Source organism: Roseomonas sp. KE0001 (assembly GCF_016107285.1).
GTDB lineage: Bacteria > Pseudomonadota > Alphaproteobacteria > Acetobacterales > Acetobacteraceae > Pseudoroseomonas.
In genome coordinates this window covers 90,876-109,119 of record NZ_RCVQ01000003.1, presented here as the reverse complement: position 1 = coordinate 109,119, position 18,244 = coordinate 90,876, and the positions used below count along the sequence as shown (strand labels likewise).

The window sequence follows — 18,244 nt, the reverse complement described above, 5'->3', positions numbered from 1 at the left end:
GAGCCGGCTTTCCCTGCGTGCTCTGGCACTTCGGTCGTCAATAGAGCGGCGGCGTCACGGCCCAGACCACCACACAGCGAAGAGTCCCTGGATTGCTGAAGCGGTGAGGCAAGGTACTCGCGAAGCGGAAGGAGTCCCCGGTCTGCAGCAGGGAACAGACGCCGTCGACCTCCAACTCCAGCATCCCCTCAATCACCGTGCCGGCGTCCTCACCGGTGTGAGAATACGGCGCTTCGCCAGAGGAGCCACCCGGTTCCACGGTGATCATCATCAGCTCCATGCTGCCGTCCCCCTCTGGGACCAGCAGTTCCTTCGTGATTCCCTTCGCCGGCAGGTCCAGCACCCGCCGCTGAGGGCGCCGGAGCACCCAGTTGGGTCCCGCTCCCGCAGGTTCGGGATCGCTGAAGAACCAGCCGACCGGAATGCCGAAGATGCCTGCCAGCTTCTGCAGCGAGCGGATCGAGGGCGATGACAGACCGCGCTCGACTTGGCTCAGCATACCCAGGGAAAGACCGCAGCGGGTGGATAGCTCGGCCAGCGTCCAGCCGCGGCGCTGACGCATCGCGCGCAGCTTGCGCCCGACGGAAGTGGCACGGTCCTCGCTGTCCGTTGTGCCCAGGTCCTGAGATTCAGACGGGGAAGCCATGGTCTCATCACGCATTGAAAATTTCAGGCCTAATTTTCACTCTTGTTGCATGGCCACCTTAGATGGTTAAGCTTTCTTCGAACAGAGGCGAGTAGAGAGCATGCGGGTCGGCATCGAAGTCGGGGGCACCTTCACGGATCTCGTGGCGGTCGAACGAGGCGAAGTGCGTGTGGTCAAAGTTCCGTCGACACCGCGCAGCCCCGACATCGGCGCCTTCAATGCGCTGGAGGTCGCAGGGATCGCTCCAGGAGCGGTGACGGACCTGGTGCATGGCTCGACCGTCGCCACCAACGCCATCCTGGAGCGGCGTGGCGCGGAGATCGCCTTCATCGCCACCGCCGGGTTCCGTGACATCCTGTTCATGCAGCGGCACGACCGCCGCCAGATCTACGACCTGCATTACCGGAAGCCCGTCCCGCCCGTCCGGCGGCGGGACTGCTTCGAAGTGGTGGAGCGCATTGGCTCAGGAGGAGAGGTCCTCCTCGCACTGGATGAGGAGACTGTCCGGCGTGACCTGATTCCGGCGCTCCGCGCCGGCGGCTACGGAGCGGTGGCCATCTGCCTCCTCTCCGCCTATGCCGAACCGGTGCACGAGAAGCGCCTCCGCGCGATCATCGCCGATGCCATCCCTGGCGTGCGCATCGCATGCAGCCACGAGGTCGCCCCCGAGTTCCGCGAATTCGAACGCGCCTCGACCACCGCCCTGTCTGCCTACGTTCAGCCTGTGATCGATGGGTACCTGGACCGCTTCGAGGCCGCGCTGGGCAAGGCCGGTTTCTCTGGTCATTTCAGTGTTATGCAATCCAATGGCGGCCGCATACCGGCGGTTGCCATGCGTAGCAACGCCATCAGCGCTCTGCTGAGCGGGCCCGCCGCAGGCGTGGTGGGGGCCATCCGGCAGGCCGGTCGGTCCGAGCGCGGCAACCTGATCACCTTCGACATGGGAGGCACCTCAACCGACGTCGCGCTGGTTCGCGACGGCCTGCCCTCCTTGGCGCCGGAGACCGAAGTCGACGGCCTGCCGATCCGGACACCCGTGCTCGACATCAACACCGTGGGTGCTGGCGGCGGCAGCCTCGTATGGATCGACGACGGTGGCATGCTCCGCGTCGGCCCACGCAGCGCCGGTGCGGATCCCGGGCCGGCCTGCTATGGACGCGGTGGCACCCAGCCGACGGTGACCGACGCCCATGTGGTCCGCGGCACCATTCGGCCCGACGCCTTTCTGGGCGGAGGCATGAAGCTTGACGCCAATGCCGCGCACAAGGCTTTCGAGAGCATCGCCGGGCGGCTCGGCATGAATGTCCGGGAAGCCGCGGCCGCGGCGATCCGGCTCGCAGTCGCGAACATCGTACGCGCGATCCAGCTGGTCTCGACCGAGCGCGGCAGGGATCCCCGCGACTATGCGCTCCTGCCCTTCGGTGGCGCCGGCCCGCTGCTCGCGGCCGAGATCGCCGAGGAACTCGGCATCCGGGAGATCCTGGTCCCGCCGAACCCCGGTGTCATCTCGGCTCTCGGACTGCTCTCCGCGGACTATGCCATGGCCCAGGGCGTAACCCGCCGCATGCCCCTCGACAACGACGCACCGGGCGCGCTGCTGGCCGAGCACGGGCGCTTCCGGGAAGCCGCGGGGCGCGCTTTCGCCTCCATGGGGCTGGAGGGTGCGCTGGAGCACACGCTGGAGGTCGACATGCGCTTCGTTGGCCAGGCTTTTGAGATCCCCGTCGCAGTGGACCCGGGCCACCTCCCGTCGCTCACCGCCGCCGACCTCGGCGACCGCTTCGCGGAGGCTCACCAACGGGTTTACCTGCACGGCGGCGAGCCGGGACGGACGGTAGAACTGGTCGGCTTGCGCTTCGGGGTGCGACACCCGCTTGAGGCGCTTCCAGAGGTTCGGGAGCGGGCTTCAAACCTGTCTCGGCCGGAGGCGGCGGAGGTGACGACAGGCGGGCGCGTCGTGGCAGCGCGCCTGGCCGATGCGGCCTCGCTGCTCGAGGGCGAGGCCGTCATCGGCCCCGCCCTCGTGGAGGGATACTCCTCCACGACATGGGTGCCGCCGGGATGGCGCATCGCACGAGATGGTGCAGGCAATATGCTAATGCGGAAGGAGGGCTGAGATGCTCGATCCGGTCGAATACGCGATCCTCAGCCAGTCGCTCATCGCGGCGGCGCGCGAGATGGGCGTGAAGCTGATCCGCTCCGCCTACTCCACCATCCTGCGCGAGGCACGGGACGGCTCCGCGGCCCTTCTCGACGCACAAGGGAATACCGTGGCGCAGGCGGAGCTGATCCCGATGCAACTCGGCAGCATCGGCAGGATCTTTCAGCCCTGCGCCGCGATGTTTCCGCCCGAAACGTTGGAGGAAGGCGACTTCCTGGTCATCAACGATCCGTATTCCGGCGGCCAGCATCTGCAGGATGTCTTCTTCTTTCACCCGATCTTCTTCGAGGGGCAGGTTATCGGCTTTGCAGCCTCCGTCGCCCACCACCTCGACATCGGTGGTGGCAGCCCCGGCCTGAATGCGTCGGCGCAGGATCTCTACGCCGAGGGCATCATCATTCCGCCCATGAAGGTAAACATGCAGCGGGACTGGCACGGCGGCGGCTTTCAGCGCCTGCTGCGCGCCAACGTCCGCGTGCCGCAGCAGACGATGGGCGATTTCGACGCGCAGATCGCGGCCAACAACGTCGGCGCGCTGCGGGTCCAGGAACTGGCGAAGCGCTACGGCGTGGCGAAGGTCACCGAGACCATGGCGGCCCTGCAGGATTACTCCGAGACCCGGATGCGTGCGGCGATCCGCGAAGTGCCGGACGGAACCTACAAGGGCGAAGCGTTCCTCGACGATGACGGCCTCGGCAGCGGCCCCCTGCCCGTGCGGGCTACGGTCACTGTCCGTGGTGACAGCATCGAGGTGGACTTCGCTGGCACAGCTCCGCAGGTTCGTACCAACGTCAACGCGCCATTCGCCTCGGTGATCTCGTCGGCGGTGTCCTGCCTGAAGGGAGCGCTGACCAGCCCCGACATCCCGTTCAACGACGGCTCGTTGCGGCCGATCACGGTGAAGGCCCCCAAAGGAAGCCTGCTCAACCCGAACCATCCGGCGCCGGTGCGGGCTCGGATGATCTCGGTCTCGCGCGCCTGGAACGCGGTGATGGCGGCCGTCGCACAGGCCGCCCCGGAGAAGGCGATCGCGCAGGGATACGACACGACCACGGCCTTCTGCCTTTCGTACCTCGGCGAGAAGGGCTGGTCCGTGTACCTCGAAGTCTACGGCGGCGGGTACGGTGCCGGCTTCGGCAACGATGGCTGCGATGCGGTCGATAACCCTTTGTCGAACTGCTCCAACACACCCGTTGAGGCCATGGATCAGGACTTCTCCTTCTTCCGGGTCACCGACTATTCGCTGCGGATGGACAGCTGCGGCGCCGGGCAATGGCGCGGCGGTGCCGGCTTCCAGCGCAGCTACGAGATCCTCACGGACAATGCGCAGGTCGCTCATTACAGCGACCGCTTCGAGGGGCATGCCGCGGGCCTGTTCGGCGGTGGACCGGGCGCCTCGGGCAGTTGCGAGATCCTGCGAGACGGCGAGGTGATCCGGCTGCGCAGCAAGGATGCCTTCCAACTGCGCCGCGGCGACGTCGTGACCATTCGCCTGGGCGGCGGAGGTGGCTATGGCGACCCGGCACTCCGGCCGCCCGAGGCGATGCGGCGCGACGCCGAGGATGGCATCGTTTCCGCCGAAAGGGCTGCCGCCTGGGCCGCCGGCTGATTTCAACAGAACCGTGAGCGAGGGTTTCCCATGAGAAGACGTACCCTGCTGCAAGGATCCGCGGCTGCCCTTGCCGCATTGTCGGCACCGCGTCTTGGACTGGCGCAGAACAGTAAAGTCTTGCGGTTCAAGCCCAACGCGGATGCCACCATCGTCGATCCGGTATTCACGACGGCCTTCTCCACCCGTTACCTGGCGATGCTCAGCTACGACACGCTGTACGGGATGGACAACGCTCTCAATCCGCACCCGCAAATGGTCGCGGGACACGAGATTGAAGAGGACGGTAAGCTCTGGCGCCTGACCCTTCGCGAGGGTCTTCGCTTCCATGATGGCGAGCCGGTTCTGGCACGCGATTGCGTCGCCAGCCTGCGGCGCTGGGGCACCGTGGACGCCATGGGGCAGCTTCTGTTCTCCATGACGGATGATCTCTCGGCACCGTCCGACAAGGAGATCGTTTTCCGGCTGAAGCGCCCGTTCCCGCTTCTGCCGAATGCCCTGGCGAAGAGCACCAGCTACATCCCGGTCATCATGCCGGAGCGGTTGATTCCGAAGGAGCGACGCGCGGTCACGGAAGTCGTGGGCAGCGGGCCGTTTCGTTACCTTGCCAATGAGCATGTCGACGGATCGCGATCCGTCTGGGCGAAGTTCGAGGGCTACGTGCCACGGTCCGGCGGGGAGGCCGAGTTCACCTCCGGGCCAAAGATCGCCTATGTCGACCGCGTCGAATGGCATATCATCCCTGACCATCCCACCGCCGCGGCTGCGATCACCAGCGGTGAGGTGGACTGGTACGAGGACGTCATGCCCGACCTCGCGCCGATGCTCCGACGCTCGCGCGACATCGTTCTCAGCAGCTACAACCCTGCGGGCAACATGGGCGTGCTCGGCCTGAACCACCTGCAGCCACCGTTTGACAATCCAGCGGTTCGGCGAGCGGTACTCGGTGCCATCGACCAGGCGGAGATCATGTCCGCCATTGCGGGAAGCGACCGGGCCCTGTGGAATGACGGGGTGGGCTACTTCTGTCCGGATTCCCCGATGGCTTCCGATGCCGGAATCACCGCGCTTCGGTCCCCCCGGGACTATGACAAGGTCAAGCGTGACTTGGTGGCGGCCGGCTACAAGGGCGAGAAGGTCGGCTTCCTGTCAGCCACCAACTTCTTCACCATGAGCCAGCAGGCGGATGTCGCCGCCGACCAACTGCGCCGTGCCGGGATGAACGTCGAGATCATCCCTGTGGATTTCGGTCTTTGGCTGCAGCGCCGCACCAACAAGGGGCCGGTCGACCAGGGCGGCTGGAGCTGTACCACGACACTGCTGCCAGGGCTCGATTTCTGGGATCCGACCTCGCACCTGCCGCTTCGTGGCAATGGCGAGCGTGCCTGGTTCGGCTGGCCGACAGCACCGAGCCTGGAGGAGTTGCGCGACAGGTGGGTTGTGGCGCCGGACGCCGCCGCGCGCCAGGCTATCGCTCGGGAGATCCAGGAGCAGGCCTTCAGGGACGTGCCTTACATCCCGACCGGGCGCTGGCGCGATCTCACAGCTTACCGCAGGAATGTGAGCGGTGTCCTCACCGGAATGCCCCTCTTCTACAACCTGAAGAAGGGCTAGCGCGGTTCGGACAGGCTTCACCCGGGCGGCTGTTGCAGGGAGCGCCGGCAATTCTGGCGATGATCTGCCGCCGATCCTGGGTACGGCTTTCCCGGCTGCCCGTGGAGCAGTGAAGCCTCGACCAAGGAGGCTCGCATAGACCTCGGACTGGAGACGGGGGCGGGACCGGGTTCCGCCGGCCCTGCATGGCCAGCGGGCCGCTTCCACAGGGGCAGGCCGATCCAGGCCGTGCTGACCTTGTAAGTCCTCTCCCAACTCTCGCCCAGGGCGACGTACCGGCGTCACTGCGGAGCAAGGACCGCGGACGGCACCATGCCCCGTTCTAACGCCATGCTGACGCGGGGCCACGACCTGCATCGGACCTCGGCCGCGAGCGTCGGGATGCACCCCGCAGGCCCGCGGTTCCTTTCCGTCTCATGCCCTCTCGATGACCGGCTTGACCTCCACCTGGTCCTTGTGCGCTGGAAGACGGTGTTCACATCGTCGAGCCGATATCTGCCCGAGAGGATGCGATGGAACGGGAGCGCGCGCGGTGCGCGTCCAGGAAGTCGAGGGCTTTGCAGTAAGCCTTCGCCTCCTCGCCGATGCCGCCGGTCACCCGCTACGAGAAGACTGCCGGATCCTTTCTCGGCATCCTATGCCTCGTAGTCGCCGACGATTGGATCAAGATCTGACAGGACTTACTGCATGATCATCCAGGCCCCAGTGGCCGGGCTTGGCCTTGCCCTGGTCCCTCGCGCCATCGTCAAGGAGGAACTCGATGCGGGGACGCTGGTGTCACTCTTCCGGCGGAGCTTCGCCAGTGGCAGCGGCTATCACGTCGTGTTTCCGGGAGGCGCTCAGAACGACGCGAAAGTTCAGCACTTCCACGACTGGCTGCATCTGGAGCCGGCGCGGGGCAAGGTGAAGGCGACCCCGTCCCCTGGACAGGGGATAAGCCCGGTTCGCCCTGGAGAAGGACCGACTTGGATGTCAGGCAAGCGGACGCGATATGCGGCGGAGGGATTGAGGGCGGCGTTCTCTGGTAAGGCAGCGACGCAGGAGGACGGCCGAGGCAGAGGAACCACGCGCCACGATCGGGCCGCCAGTGGTCCGCTCCACCGTCACGCCAGGCTCAGGCTGACTGGACCCTGCCGAGTCGGCAAAACCGCTTAAAGCATTGGGGAGATGGAGCGGGCGATGGGAATTGAACCCACGACATTCAGCTTGGGAAGCTGACGTTCTACCTCTGAACTACGCCCGCCTTGCCCTGCCTTCTACCCCGCCCTTGTGCGGCCGGCAAGCGGGGCGTAAGGTCCGCCCGCCCCGGCGACGGGGTGCTCGCGATTTGTCCGGCCAGCTTGCGGCGAGCTTAAACAATCGCGCTAAACGGCCGTGGCGGGGAGGCGCGCGCGCGGAACCGCCCGACCGGGCCGGTGAACGACAAGCCCGAGAGTCGTCTCCATGGCCAAGCCAGCTCCTGACCGCCCGTTGCGTCCCGCCACCCTGCTGGTGCGCGGCGGCCTGATGCGCAGCAACCAGGACGAGACGTCCGAGGCCCTCTACCTCACTTCCGGCTTCGTCTACGACAGCGCGCTGCAGGCCGAGCAGACCTTCACCGGCGCGGTCCAGCACTACCAGTATTCCCGCTTCGGCAATCCGACGATCGCCGCGCTGGAGGCGCGCCTGGCGGCGCTCGAGGGTGCCGAGGCCTGCCGCTCCACGGCCACCGGCATGGCGGCCGTCTCCGCCGCCCTGCTGTCGCATCTGAAGACCGGCGACCGGATGGTGGCCAGCCGCGCCCTGTTCGGCTCCTGCCACTGGATCGTCTCCACCCTGCTGCCCCGCTACGGCATCCAGACCGAATTCGTCGATGGCGCCGATCTCGACCAGTGGGCCACGGCGCTGAAGCGCCCCTGCCAGCTTGTGCTGCTGGAGACCCCCTCCAACCCGATGCTGGAGCTGGTGGATCTGCGGGCGGTCTGCGATCTCGCTCATGCCGCCGGGGCCATCGTGGTGGTGGACAATGTCTTCGCTACGCCGCTCCTGCAGAAGCCGATGCAGTTCGGAGCCGATGTCGTGGTCTATTCCGCCACCAAGCACTTCGACGGCCAGGGCCGGGTGCTGGGCGGCGCCGTCCTGGGCGCGAAGAAGTGGATCGAGGAGGTGCTGCAGCCCTTCACCCGCAACACTGGCCCAGCCCTGTCGCCCTTCAACGCCTGGACCATCCTGAAGGGGCTGGAGACGCTGCACCTGCGCGTGCCCGCCATGTGCCGCAACGCCGCCGCCGTGGCGCAGATGCTGGAGGAACGGGCCGAGGTGGAGCGGGTCTACTACCCCTATCTCGCCAGCCATCCGCAGTTCGACCTGGCCAAGCAGCAGATGTCGGCCGGCGGCACGCTGGTCAGCTTCGACATCGCCGGGGGCAAGGAGGCCGCCTTCCGCTTCCTCGACGCGCTCCGGGTGATCGACATCTCCAACAACCTGGGCGATTCCAGGAGCCTGATCACCCATCCGGCGACCACCACGCATATGCGCGTGGCGGCGGAGGAGCGGGCGAGGCTCGGCATCTCGGACGGCACGGTGCGGCTCTCGATCGGGCTGGAGGATGTGGCGGACCTGGTGGAGGACCTGGCCGCCGCCCTCGATGCCGCGGCGGGACAGCCGGCACCGCGGCGGAAGCCGCTGGCCCGGATCGTCGCCGACGAGGCGGCGGCGCCGGCCCGGAAGCCTCGCGCCCGCGCTCCCAAGGCGCCCTCCGCCGAGACCGCGCCGGCCCCCCGCCCGGCCCCGGCCGAGCCGGCCGCCGAGGAGCCGGACCTGTTCCAGCAGCCCGCCCCGGCACGGCGGCGGCGCTGACCTCCCCGGCCGACCTACCCGGCCGACCTACCCGGCCGACCTCCCTGGCCGACCTCCCTGGCGAACCCCTCCGGAGCCCCGCGCCGGCGCCCTTCCGGCCTCGACGCGGCGGCCCTCCCGGCGCAAGATGGCCGGAGGGCGCCGCCCCGGACCTCCCGACGCCCCGCCACCTGGCAGCCCTCCCGAACGGGCCAGAACATCCCCATGACCCAGCCGCCCGCCTTCACCGCCACGACCCGCGATATCCGCGTCACCGTCCGCGCCTTCTATCTCACCGACCAGTCGCGGCCCGAGCAGGCGCATTTCGTCTGGGCCTACCGGGTCACCATCGAGAACCTGGGACAGGTGACGGTGCAACTCCTGAAGCGGAGCTGGCGGATCACCGATGGGCTGGGCCGCGAGCAGCGCGTGCACGGGCCGGGCGTGGTGGGCGAGCAGCCGGTGCTGGAGCCCGGGGAGGACTTCGAATACACCTCCGGCACGCCGCTCTCGACGCCCTCCGGCTTCATGCGCGGCCTCTACCACATGATCGAGACGGCCAGCGGCGAGGCCTTCGACGTCGTCATCCCCGCCTTCAGCCTGGACAGCCCCCACCAGGCCGGGGCGGTCCACTGATCCTCCCTTGGCCCTCCCTCCGGGTGCCTGCCCCGCCGAAAGCGGGGGCGAGCCCTGCTCAACCGGGTCTTGCCTCCGGGCCGCGGCTGGCCATTTCATGCCGGGTCGCGCCGCCTCCGGAAACTGACGGGAAATCCCGACGTGAATCTCGCCCTCCCCACCGCCCGCCCGTCCGCTGACGCGAAGCTCGCCACCTCCGCCCGGGATGACATCCCCGGGGCCGTGCCGCGCCCCAGCCGCGCCGAGGCCGAGGCCGCCATCCGCACCCTGCTGCTCTGGGCCGGGGATGACCCGGAGCGCGAGGGCCTTCGCGACACCCCCTCCCGCGTCGCCCGCGCCTATGAGGAATTCTTCTCCGGCTATGGCGAGGATCCGGTCGCGCTGCTCGCCCGCTCCTTCGAGGAGACGGAGGGCTATGACGAGATGGTGCTGCTGCGCGACATCCGGCTGGAGAGTCATTGCGAGCATCACATGGTGCCGATCATCGGCCGCGCGCATGTCGCCTATCTCCCGGCCGGCCGCGTGGTCGGCATCAGCAAGCTGGCGCGGGTGGTCGAGGCCTATAGCCGCCGCCTGCAGATCCAGGAGAAGCTGACGGCGCAGATCGCCAACAGCATCGACGAGGTGCTGCGCCCGCGCGGCGTCGCCGTGGTCATCGAGGCGTCGCACCAGTGCATGACGACCCGCGGCGTGCACAAGCCGGGGGTCGCGATGATCACCAGCCGCATGCTGGGCGAGTTCCGCACCGACCGGGCGCTGCGCCAGGAGTTCATGGGGCTGGTCGGCCAGGGACGGCCGCTGCCGGAGGCCTGAGCCGACAGCCCGGCGGCTCAGCCGGTCGGCAGGGTTTCCTGCAGCACCGGCCCCGGCAGTGGGGCGCTCGGCTCCCCGGTCATGATCCAGTCGCGCAGGTTGCGGCGCAGCTGGAACTCGAACTCCACGTTCAGGTCATCCATCGCCTGGCGCACGATCAGGTCCGCCGCGCGGGCCCGGGCGGCCGGGCTGTCGGCCACCGAGGTCGCGGTGCGCCGCACCTCCGCCTCGGAGAAGCCGATCCGCCCGCCATCGGCGCCCAGGATCTCCACCCGCGCGCGCAGCAGGACGGTCAGCCGCTCCGTCCGCTCCGAGAAGAGCCCGCCGCCATCCGCGGTCTCCCGCGTCAGACTCGCCGCATCCAGCACGTACCGGCCGCGACCCTGGGTGCCGACGGCGGAGAGCCGCTCCCGCCCCATCCGCAGCGCCTGGGTGACGGGCGAGAGCGGTGCCGGCGGATCGACGCGAAAGGCCGGGCCCGGCGACGGCTCCACCACCTCGATCTCCAGCACGTTCAGCCGCAGCGGCGTCAGATGGGCATAGCCCGGCTCCGGCTGCAGCGGCGGCTGGGCATCGCCCGTGGCACAGGCGGCCAGCAGCGCCGGCATTCCCAGGGCCGCCCCCCGCAGCGCCCGGCGGCGCGTGATCGGCATCCTCATTCCCCTAACCGCTCCCCTGCAGTTCCGCCCGCTCATCCTGCGCCCGCCGCCCGCACCTCGTCCCGCGCGAAGCGGAAGCCGAGGTTGCAGAACTCGCAGGTCATGGTGATGTCGCCGTTCTCGGCCATGTGGTCCAGATCCTCCGTGCCGAAGCCGGCCAGCACCGAGGCCAGGCGGGAGCGGGAGCAGCGGCAGCCGTAGGACAGCGGGCGCGGCCGGTCCACCGCCAGCCCCTCGGCATGGAACAGGCGGTGCAGCAGCCGCTCGCCGCTCAGCGCATCATCCAGCAGCTCGGCCTCGGTGATGGTGCCGGCCAGCGCCAGGGCGGTCTCCCAGGCATCCTGCTGCGCGGCCTCGTCCAGCTCCGGCCCGACGCCGCCCTGCCCGGCCACCCGCTCCAGGATCAGCGCCGAGGCGCGCCAGCCTGCCGGTGTCGGCGCCGCCGCCAGCCAGACCCGGCTGGCGAGCTGTTCCGATGTGGCGAAGTAGTGCCCGGTCATCTCGGCCAGGCTGTCGCCCTCGATGCCGATGATGCCCTGGTAGCGCTCCATCTCCGCGCCCTGGTCCACGGTGAAGGCGAGATAGCCCTTGCCGAGCAGCGCCGCGGCCCCCGCCGGCCCGTCCCCAGCCAGCGTCCCGGCCTCGGCCCGGGCATAGCCGCGCAGGGCGCCGGCCTCGGTGCAATCGGCCAGCAGCATGCCGACCGGCCCGTCCCCCTTGGCCTGCAGGCTGAAGCTGCCCTGGAACTTCAGGGCGGCCGCCAGCCCGGCGGTCAGCGCCAGGGCCTGGCCGAGCAGGGCCGTGACCGGCGCGGGCATGTCATGGCGGGTGAGCAGCGCATCGGCCAGGGGGCCGAGCCGCACCAGCCGGCCCCGCACGGGCTTCTCCGCGAGGTGGAAAGGCTGCACGCCGCGCGGCACGGTCAGGTGCGGCACGGGCGGGCGGTCGTGGTTGAGGAAATCGGGGGTGGCGGAAGGTTGGGTCGGATCCATCACGCGGCAGGGGCCTGAAACTGTCTGAAAGGGCAAGAGATAGGGTGCCGGCCCACGCGCTGCGAGCCGGGCAGCCCCGCGGCGTGGTCGGCCCCCTCAGGCCGGCCCCGCCTCCATCAGCTGGGCGACGATGCGCTGCCGCACCGGCCGCAGATGGTTGCCGAGGCGCAGAGCGGCGTTGCGGAGCAGCCGCGCCGGCAGCGCCGCCTCGCCATAGATCAGCGCCGTGGCATTGGTGGCGAGGTAGAGGCCACGCGTCGCCCGACGATGCGCCAGGGCATAGCGCCGCAGCACCGCCGGCGCCGCGAAGTCGCGCCCGGCCGCATGGGCGGCGCGGATCTCCCGGGCCAGCAGGTCCTGGCCGCGCAGGCCGAAGTTGAAGCCATGCGCGGTAACCGGATGCATGCCCACCGCCGCGTCGCCGATCAGCGTGGCGCGGGTGGTGGCGAAGCGCTCGGCATAGACCGACACCAGCGGATAGACATGCCGGGTGCTGACCAGCTCCATGGCGCCGAGCCGCTGGCGGTAGCGCCGGGCGATCTCCGGCCCGAAGGCCTCCGGCGGCAGCGCCTCCAGCCTCGCCATCTCATCCGGCGGAAGGGTGATCACGGCCGAGGAGTGCCGGCCGTTCAGCGGCAGCATGGCGATGGTCTGGCCATAGTCGAACCATTCGGTGGCGATGCCGCCATGCTCGCCGGCATGGCGCAGGCGGCAGACCATCATGCGCTTGCCGAAATCGCGGGTCTCGGCGCCGATGCCCAGCGCCTGCCGCGCCCCGGAGAAGCGGCTGTCCGCGGCGACCAGCAGCCCGGCCCGCAGGCGCTGCCCGTCCTCGAGGTCCAGCCAGGCGCCGTCCACGTCGGTGGCCATCCGCGCCACCCCCCGGCCGGCGAGCAGGGTCACCTCCGGGGCGGCGGCGACAACGCGGTGCAGCGCCCGGCGGATGGCGTGGTTCGGCACCAGCCGGCCCAGCTCCGCCTCAGGGCGCCCGGCCGTGTCGAAGCGCAGCGCATAGGCCGAGCCGCCGTTCAGCACGCGGGCCTCGCGCAGTGGGGCGATGCTGTCCGGCGGCAGGTGGTCCCAGGCGCCGAGCCGGCGCAGGATGTCCTGGGAATGGTGCGTCAGCGCGATCTCGCGCCCGTCGAAGGCCGGCTCGGCCAGGGCGGAGGCGGCCTGCCGCTCGACCACCGCGGCCGAGAGGCCGCTGCCCCGCAGCGAGGCGGCGAGGGCGAGCCCGGCCGGGCCGCCGCCCACGATCACGATGTCAAACTGCATCAGGCGCCCTCCATTGGCCGACCCGCTGGCCGGCAGGGCCGCCGGCGGTTCCGGGGCCCTGCCGGATAGGTAGGGCCGGCGCGGGCGGGTGCCAATGACCCGGCCGGCGCCGCCTCAGCCTCCCAGCGCCCAGAGCAGCACGCCCTTCTGCGCGTGCAGCCGGTTCTCCGCCTCGTCGAAGACCACCGATTGCGGGCCCTCGATGACCGCCTCGGTGATCTCCTCGCCGCGATGCGCCGGCAGGCAGTGCATGACCAGCGCGTCCGGCGCCGCGTGGGCCAGCAGCGCCTCGTTCAGCTGATAGGGGGCGAGAAGGTTGTGGCGCGCCGTCGGCCCGCCCTCCTTCTCGTCCGACATGCTGACCCAGGTGTCGGTGACGACGCAGCGCGCGCCGCGCACCGCCGCCACCGGGTCGGAGGTCAGCTCGATCGTCGCACCCTCGCGCCGGGCCCAGTCCACCAGCTGGGCCGGCGGCGCCAGCTCGGGCGGGGTGGCGAGGCGGAGCGTGAAGCCGAAGCGCGCCGCCGCCTGGATGAAGCTCTGCGCGACATTGTTGCCATCGCCCACCCAGGCCAGGGTCTGGCCGGCGATCGGGCCGCGATGCTCCTCGAAGGTGAGGACGTCGGCCATCAGCTGGCAGGGGTGGGAGACGTCGGTGAGGCCGTTGATCACCGGCACGGTGGCGTGCTGCGCCAGTTCGCGCAGCTTCGCCACGCTGTCGGTGCGCAGCATGATGGCATCGACGTAGCGCGACAGGACGCGGGCCGTATCGGCCGCCGACTCGCCGCGGCCGAGCTGCATGTCCCGCGCCGAGAGCACCACCGCGTGGCCGCCGAGCTGGTGGATGCCGACCTCGAAGGAGACGCGGGTGCGGGTGGAGGGCTTCTCGAAGATCAGCGCCACCGTCTTGCCGGCCAGGGGACGGTCGTCACGGCGCCCGGCCTTGCTGGCGGCGGCGAGATCGAGCATGCGGCGCAGCGTCGGCGCCTCGAAGTCCGACAGTTCCAGAAAGTGGCGAGGGGCGCCGCCGGCGCCCCCCTTCCCCGTCGCCGCCGTCACTGCGCGGCGCCCTGCGGCGTCAGCCGGGCCAGGGCACGGCCCAGCATGGCGAGGGCCTGGTCCACCTCGGCCTCGGTGACGATCAGCGGCGGGGCCAGGCGCAGCACGTTCTGCCCGGCGGCGACGCTCAGCAGCCCCTCCTCCACCGCGGCCGCCTGCAGGTCGCCGTTGGTCACCTCCGGCACCAGCTGCAGCCCGACCAGCAGCCCGGCGCCGCGCACCCCCGAGGCGACGCGCGGATGCTGGCGCGACAGGGCCTGCAGCCCGTCCCACAGGTAGCGGGCGGTGCGGTCCACGCGGTCGAGGAAGCCCGCCTCCAGCACCACGTCCAGCACGGCGTTGCCGGCGGCGCAGGCCAGCGGGTTGCCGCCGTAGGTGGTGCCATGGGTGCCGGGCTTCAGGTGCCTGGCCACCTTCTCCTTGGCCAGCACGGCGCCGAGCGGGAAGCCGCCGCCGATGCCCTTGGCCGAGGACATCACGTCCGGCTCGATGTTCGCCCACTGGTGCGCCCAGAGCTTGCCGGAGCGGCCCATGCCGGTCTGCACCTCATCCAGCGCCAGCAGCAGGCCGAACTCGTCGCAGACGGCGCGCAGCTCCCGCAGGAAGCGGAGATCCGCCGGGCGCACGCCACCCTCGCCCTGGATCGGCTCGATCATGATGCCGGCGGTCTGCGGCCCGATGGCGTCGCGCACCGCGTTCATGTTGCCGAAGGGCACATGGTCGAAGCCCTGCACCGGCGGGCCGAAGCCGGCGAGGTACTTCTCGTTGCCGGTGGCCGAGAGGGTGGCCAGCGTCCGGCCATGGAAGGCGCCCTCGAAGCAGATCATGTGGAAGCGCTCGGGGTGGCCGTTCTCCGCATGATACTTGCGGACGGCCTTGATCATGCCCTCGTTCGCCTCGGCGCCCGAATTGCAGAAGAAGACGCTGTCGGCGAAGGAGGCCTCGACATGCCGCGCCGCCAGCCGCTCGGCCTGGGGCACGCGGTAGAGGTTCGAGACATGCATCACCTTCGCCGCCTGCTCGGCGACGGTCCTCACCAGGTGCGGATGGCCATGGCCGATGCTGGTGGTGGCGATGCCGCTGCCGAAATCGAGGAATCGTCGCTGATCCGCCGTCCACAGCCAGGCGCCCTCACCCCGCTCGAAGGCGAGGTCGGCACGGTTGTAGGTCGGCATCAGGGCGGGGATCACGCGAATATTTCTCCGCTGCACCGCAGCCCCGCGCGACCACCGCGCGGTGTTCCGCGGAAACGTCGACATTGCCGCAAAGGACAGCCGCGGTCAAAGCCCGCACCCGCCGTGCCGCCCCACCCTCCGGACATGGCAGGGAGCAACCCGCCGGGGGGCCGCCCTGTTCTGGAGATGACGCCAGAACATGGAGACGCCCCGATGTCCCGTCCTCTCTCCCCCCGCCTCCTCCCGCTCGCGGCGGCCGCCCTGATCGGCTGGTCCGGCGCGGCCCTGGCCCAGGCCCGCCCCGCGCCGAACGCCACGTCGGACGCCCCGCCGGGCGAGCAGACGCTCCAGAACAACGCCGCCACCCGGGCGCTGGACCGCGCCGCCGGCACCAATGTCTCCGGTGCCTATCCCGGCCAGGCGGACGGCACCCCGGCCAACCCGCCGGGGACGGCGGCGACGCGGGCGCTCGACCGCGCGGCGGGGACCAACACCTCCGGCGCCTATCCCGGCCAGGAACGGCAGGCGCAGAACAACCTGGGCCAGGGCGCGCCGCAGGGCAGCGCGCGCAGCGGCAGCAACGCGCAGGGCGGCGCCGCCAACAACAGCGGCGCCACACCCCCCACCGGCTCGGGCAACACCGCCTCGCGTCCGGAGAGCCAGCGCAACCAGCCGGCCTCGCCCTCCACCAGCACCACCGAGGCGCCCTCGCTGGAGATGCGGCAGGTTCCGCCCTCCACCCGCCCGGACCAGACGCCGCCCAGCAGGTAAGGCCGCAAACGGCGCCGGGCGCCGCCTTCCGAGGGCCGCGGCGGCGTGGCACTATCGCCGCATGACCGGAAGACGGGAGGAGGTGCGGGCAGGCCCGCCGCCGGATGCCGCGCGCCTGCGCGAGGCCGCACTGGCGCATCTGGCGCGCTTCGCCGCCACCGAGGCGGGGCTGATCCGTGTCCTGCACCGCCGGATCGACCGCTGGGCCCGCCGCGCCGAGGCGGAGGGGCAGGAGGCCGAGGCGGTGGCCGCGAGGGTCGCCGCCGCCCGGGCCGAGGCCGTGGCCGTGGCCCACCGCCTCAGTGACACGGGGGCAGTGGACGATGCCGCCTTCGCCGCCAGCCGGGCGCGGCGGCTGAACCAGGCGGGCCGCTCCCGCCGCGCCATTGCCGCCCATCTCGCCGCCAAGGGCGTGCGGCCGGACACCGCCGCCACGCTGCTGGAGGCGGCGCCGCCGGACGATCTCGCCGCGGCGCTCGGCCATCTGCGCCGCCGCCGTGCCGGGCCCTTCGCCGCCGAGCCGCCCTCCCCCGAGCAGCGCCTGAAGGCCCTGGCCGCGCTGGCCCGGGGCGGCTTCGCGCGGGATGTCGCGGAGCGCGCCCTCGACATGGCGCCGGAGGAGGCGGAGGATCGTCTGCTGGCCGCCCGCCGTGACTGAGCCGGCCGCCGGCCCCTACAAGGTGAGCTTCACCCGCGCCGGGATGCTCCGGGGCGCCGCCGCCGGCCTGCCCCTGCTCCTGGGCCTGCTGCCCTTCGGCGCCCTGGTGGGCGTGGTGGCCGCCGGCAAGGGGCTGAGCCTGGGTGAGACCCTGCTGATGTCCGGCATCGTCTATGCCGGCGCGGCGCAGCTTCTCAGCCTGGAGCTCTGGACCGATCCCCCCTCCATCCTGGCGGCGACGCTGGCGGCGCTGGTGGTGAACATCCGCATGGCCCCGATGGGGGCCGCCCTCGCTCCCTGGCTCGACCGGCTGCGGGGCTGGCGCCTGTGGGGCACGCTGGCGACGCTGGTGGACCATTCCTTCGCCCTCAGCATCGCGGAGCAGCGGCGCGGCGGGCGGGACGCCGGATATCTGCTGGGCGTCGGCCTGCTCCTCTGGGTGGCCTGGATGGTCTGCGTGGGCCTCGGCCATGTGCTGGGAGGCAGTGTCCGGCTGCCGCCGGGGCACCCGCTCTATTTCGGCGGCATCGCCGCCTTCGTCTCCCTGCTGGTGCCGCTCTGGCGTGGCCCGCGGCAGGATATGGCCCCTTGGCTGCTGGCCGGGGCCCTCGCCCTCGCCGCGCATGTCCTTGGCCTGCCGCAGCCCTTTCCGCTGCTCGGCGGGGCCCTGGCGGGCGCCGCGCTGGCCGCCTGGCACGAGGCCCGCCCGCCACCACCCGCCGGGCAGGAGGACGGGAGGTGAGGGCGGATGTCGTGCTGACCATCCTGGGCATGGCCGCCGCCACCTATTTCTGTCGCGCCGGCGGCTATGCCGTGCTGCGGACCTTCGGCCTGCCGCCCTTTGTCCAGGCCATGCTGCGCAATCTGCCGGGGCCCATCTTCGCCGCCTATGTCACCCTGGCCCTGGCCAAGTACGGGCCGCTCGGCCTGGTCGGGGCGCTGGGGGTGGTCCTGGTGCAGCGGCGGACGGGCAGCCTGGCCCTCTCCATCCCCAGCGGCATCCTTATCGTGTGGCTGATCGGGCTGCTGCTTCCCACGGAGGGATAGGCCCCGTTCCCGGGGCCGGCCGGGATCGCCATTCCAGGTTGCACTGGAAACGCTGAACATCGATCAAAACGATGCTCAGTACTTGAAATACTACCCTGAAAATGTTTCTTTCCATCCAATACAATTCAAAGTAAATGATTTTCAATCTGGAATAGAATTCCTCGCCGCACCCCTGAATTATCCGCGCGAATGCAGTTTTCCATGGACTTATTCTAACGAATGCGTCATTAGAGCCGCATATTATTGCTGCATCTCAAAAATTGTCTGCCTTCCCAGGAAGGGGCCAATTGCCGGTTGCATTGCTCTCCTGAT

General features: G+C 70.3%; 16 protein-coding genes, 1 tRNA gene, 1 pseudogene and 1 riboswitch. Of the genes and pseudogenes, 11 read left to right on the top strand and 7 right to left on the bottom strand.

The window, feature by feature from the left end:
- Nucleotides 1-37: 37 nt before the first annotated feature.
- Nucleotides 38-661, bottom strand: a complete 624-nt coding sequence (locus tag D9598_RS06960; RefSeq protein ID WP_198365695.1) for a cupin domain-containing protein — start codon at nt 659-661, stop codon at nt 38-40.
- An 85-nt stretch (nt 662-746) separates the two neighbouring features.
- On the opposite strand from D9598_RS06960, the gene D9598_RS06955 reads away from it, so the two are divergent.
- From D9598_RS06955 to D9598_RS21595, 4 genes are all read left to right on the top strand, one after another.
- Nucleotides 747-2,762: a hydantoinase/oxoprolinase family protein gene (locus D9598_RS06955; RefSeq protein ID WP_198365694.1), complete on the top strand. Its 2,016-nt coding sequence runs from the start codon at nt 747-749 to the stop codon at nt 2,760-2,762.
- A 1-nt stretch (nt 2,763) separates the two neighbouring features.
- Nucleotides 2,764-4,416, top strand: a complete 1,653-nt coding sequence (locus D9598_RS06950) for a hydantoinase B/oxoprolinase family protein (protein ID WP_198365693.1) — start codon at nt 2,764-2,766, stop codon at nt 4,414-4,416.
- A gap of 30 nt (nt 4,417-4,446) precedes the next feature.
- Nucleotides 4,447-6,030: an ABC transporter substrate-binding protein gene (locus D9598_RS06945; RefSeq protein WP_198365692.1), complete on the top strand. Its 1,584-nt coding sequence runs from the start codon at nt 4,447-4,449 to the stop codon at nt 6,028-6,030.
- A 687-nt stretch (nt 6,031-6,717) separates the two neighbouring features.
- Nucleotides 6,718-7,185 (top strand): LysR substrate-binding domain-containing protein, encoded by a 468-nt coding sequence (locus D9598_RS21595; RefSeq protein WP_198365691.1) that lies wholly within the window; start codon nt 6,718-6,720, stop codon nt 7,183-7,185.
- A 13-nt stretch (nt 7,186-7,198) separates the two neighbouring features.
- Here D9598_RS21595 and D9598_RS06935 read toward each other — a convergent pair.
- A tRNA-Gly gene (locus D9598_RS06935) sits at nt 7,199-7,273 on the bottom strand.
- A 66-nt stretch (nt 7,274-7,339) separates the two neighbouring features.
- Nucleotides 7,340-7,418, top strand: a riboswitch (SAM riboswitch).
- 55 nt (nt 7,419-7,473) lie between these two features.
- On the opposite strand from D9598_RS06935, the pseudogene metZ reads away from it, so the two are divergent.
- The 3 genes and pseudogenes from metZ to folE form a co-directional block, all read left to right on the top strand.
- Nucleotides 7,474-8,661: pseudogene (gene metZ, locus D9598_RS06930) on the top strand (O-succinylhomoserine sulfhydrylase); the annotation flags it as partial.
- Between the two features lie 411 nt (nt 8,662-9,072).
- The gene (gene apaG / locus D9598_RS06925) at nt 9,073-9,483 is read left to right on the top strand and encodes a Co2+/Mg2+ efflux protein ApaG (protein ID WP_198365690.1); all 411 of its coding nucleotides are present in this window, start codon (nt 9,073-9,075) and stop codon (nt 9,481-9,483) included.
- A gap of 141 nt (nt 9,484-9,624) precedes the next feature.
- Nucleotides 9,625-10,296, top strand: coding sequence for a GTP cyclohydrolase I FolE (gene folE, locus D9598_RS06920; RefSeq protein ID WP_198365689.1), 672 nt, complete (start codon nt 9,625-9,627; stop codon nt 10,294-10,296).
- A gap of 17 nt (nt 10,297-10,313) precedes the next feature.
- On the opposite strand, the gene D9598_RS06915 is transcribed toward folE, so the two are convergent.
- The 5 genes from D9598_RS06915 to D9598_RS06895 form a co-directional block, all read right to left on the bottom strand.
- Nucleotides 10,314-10,949 carry a hypothetical protein gene (locus D9598_RS06915; protein WP_198365688.1) on the bottom strand — a complete coding sequence of 212 codons (636 nt, stop codon included), beginning with the start codon at nt 10,947-10,949 and terminating at the stop codon, nt 10,314-10,316.
- A gap of 38 nt (nt 10,950-10,987) precedes the next feature.
- Nucleotides 10,988-11,947, bottom strand: coding sequence for an Hsp33 family molecular chaperone HslO (locus D9598_RS06910; RefSeq protein WP_198365687.1), 960 nt, complete (start codon nt 11,945-11,947; stop codon nt 10,988-10,990).
- Between the two features lie 96 nt (nt 11,948-12,043).
- On the bottom strand, nt 12,044-13,222 hold the full coding sequence (gene ubiM, locus D9598_RS06905) for a 5-demethoxyubiquinol-8 5-hydroxylase UbiM (protein ID WP_198365686.1): 1,179 nt from the start codon (nt 13,220-13,222) through the stop codon (nt 12,044-12,046).
- A 114-nt stretch (nt 13,223-13,336) separates the two neighbouring features.
- Nucleotides 13,337-14,281: an ornithine carbamoyltransferase gene (gene argF / locus D9598_RS06900; protein WP_198365685.1), complete on the bottom strand. Its 945-nt coding sequence runs from the start codon at nt 14,279-14,281 to the stop codon at nt 13,337-13,339.
- The gene (locus D9598_RS06895) at nt 14,278-15,471 is read right to left on the bottom strand and encodes an aspartate aminotransferase family protein (protein ID WP_198365684.1); all 1,194 of its coding nucleotides are present in this window, start codon (nt 15,469-15,471) and stop codon (nt 14,278-14,280) included. The genes argF and D9598_RS06895 overlap by 4 nt, the downstream gene beginning before the upstream one ends.
- 198 nt (nt 15,472-15,669) lie before the next feature.
- On the opposite strand from D9598_RS06895, the gene D9598_RS06890 reads away from it, so the two are divergent.
- The 4 genes from D9598_RS06890 (at nt 15,670) to D9598_RS06875 (ending at nt 17,932) form a co-directional block, all read left to right on the top strand.
- A complete protein-coding gene (locus D9598_RS06890) occupies nt 15,670-16,227 on the top strand; it encodes a hypothetical protein (protein ID WP_198366205.1) in 558 nt (185 codons plus the stop codon).
- Nucleotides 16,228-16,288: 61 nt separating this feature from the next.
- Nucleotides 16,289-16,885, top strand: a complete 597-nt coding sequence (locus D9598_RS06885) for a RecX family transcriptional regulator (RefSeq protein WP_198365683.1) — start codon at nt 16,289-16,291, stop codon at nt 16,883-16,885.
- A complete protein-coding gene (locus D9598_RS06880) occupies nt 16,878-17,627 on the top strand; it encodes an AzlC family ABC transporter permease (RefSeq protein ID WP_370591956.1) in 750 nt (249 codons plus the stop codon). Before D9598_RS06885 ends, D9598_RS06880 begins: the two co-directional genes overlap by 8 nt.
- The gene (locus D9598_RS06875; protein ID WP_198365682.1) at nt 17,624-17,932 is read left to right on the top strand and encodes an AzlD domain-containing protein; all 309 of its coding nucleotides are present in this window, start codon (nt 17,624-17,626) and stop codon (nt 17,930-17,932) included. The genes D9598_RS06880 and D9598_RS06875 overlap by 4 nt, the downstream gene beginning before the upstream one ends.
- Nucleotides 17,933-18,244 lie beyond the last annotated feature (312 nt).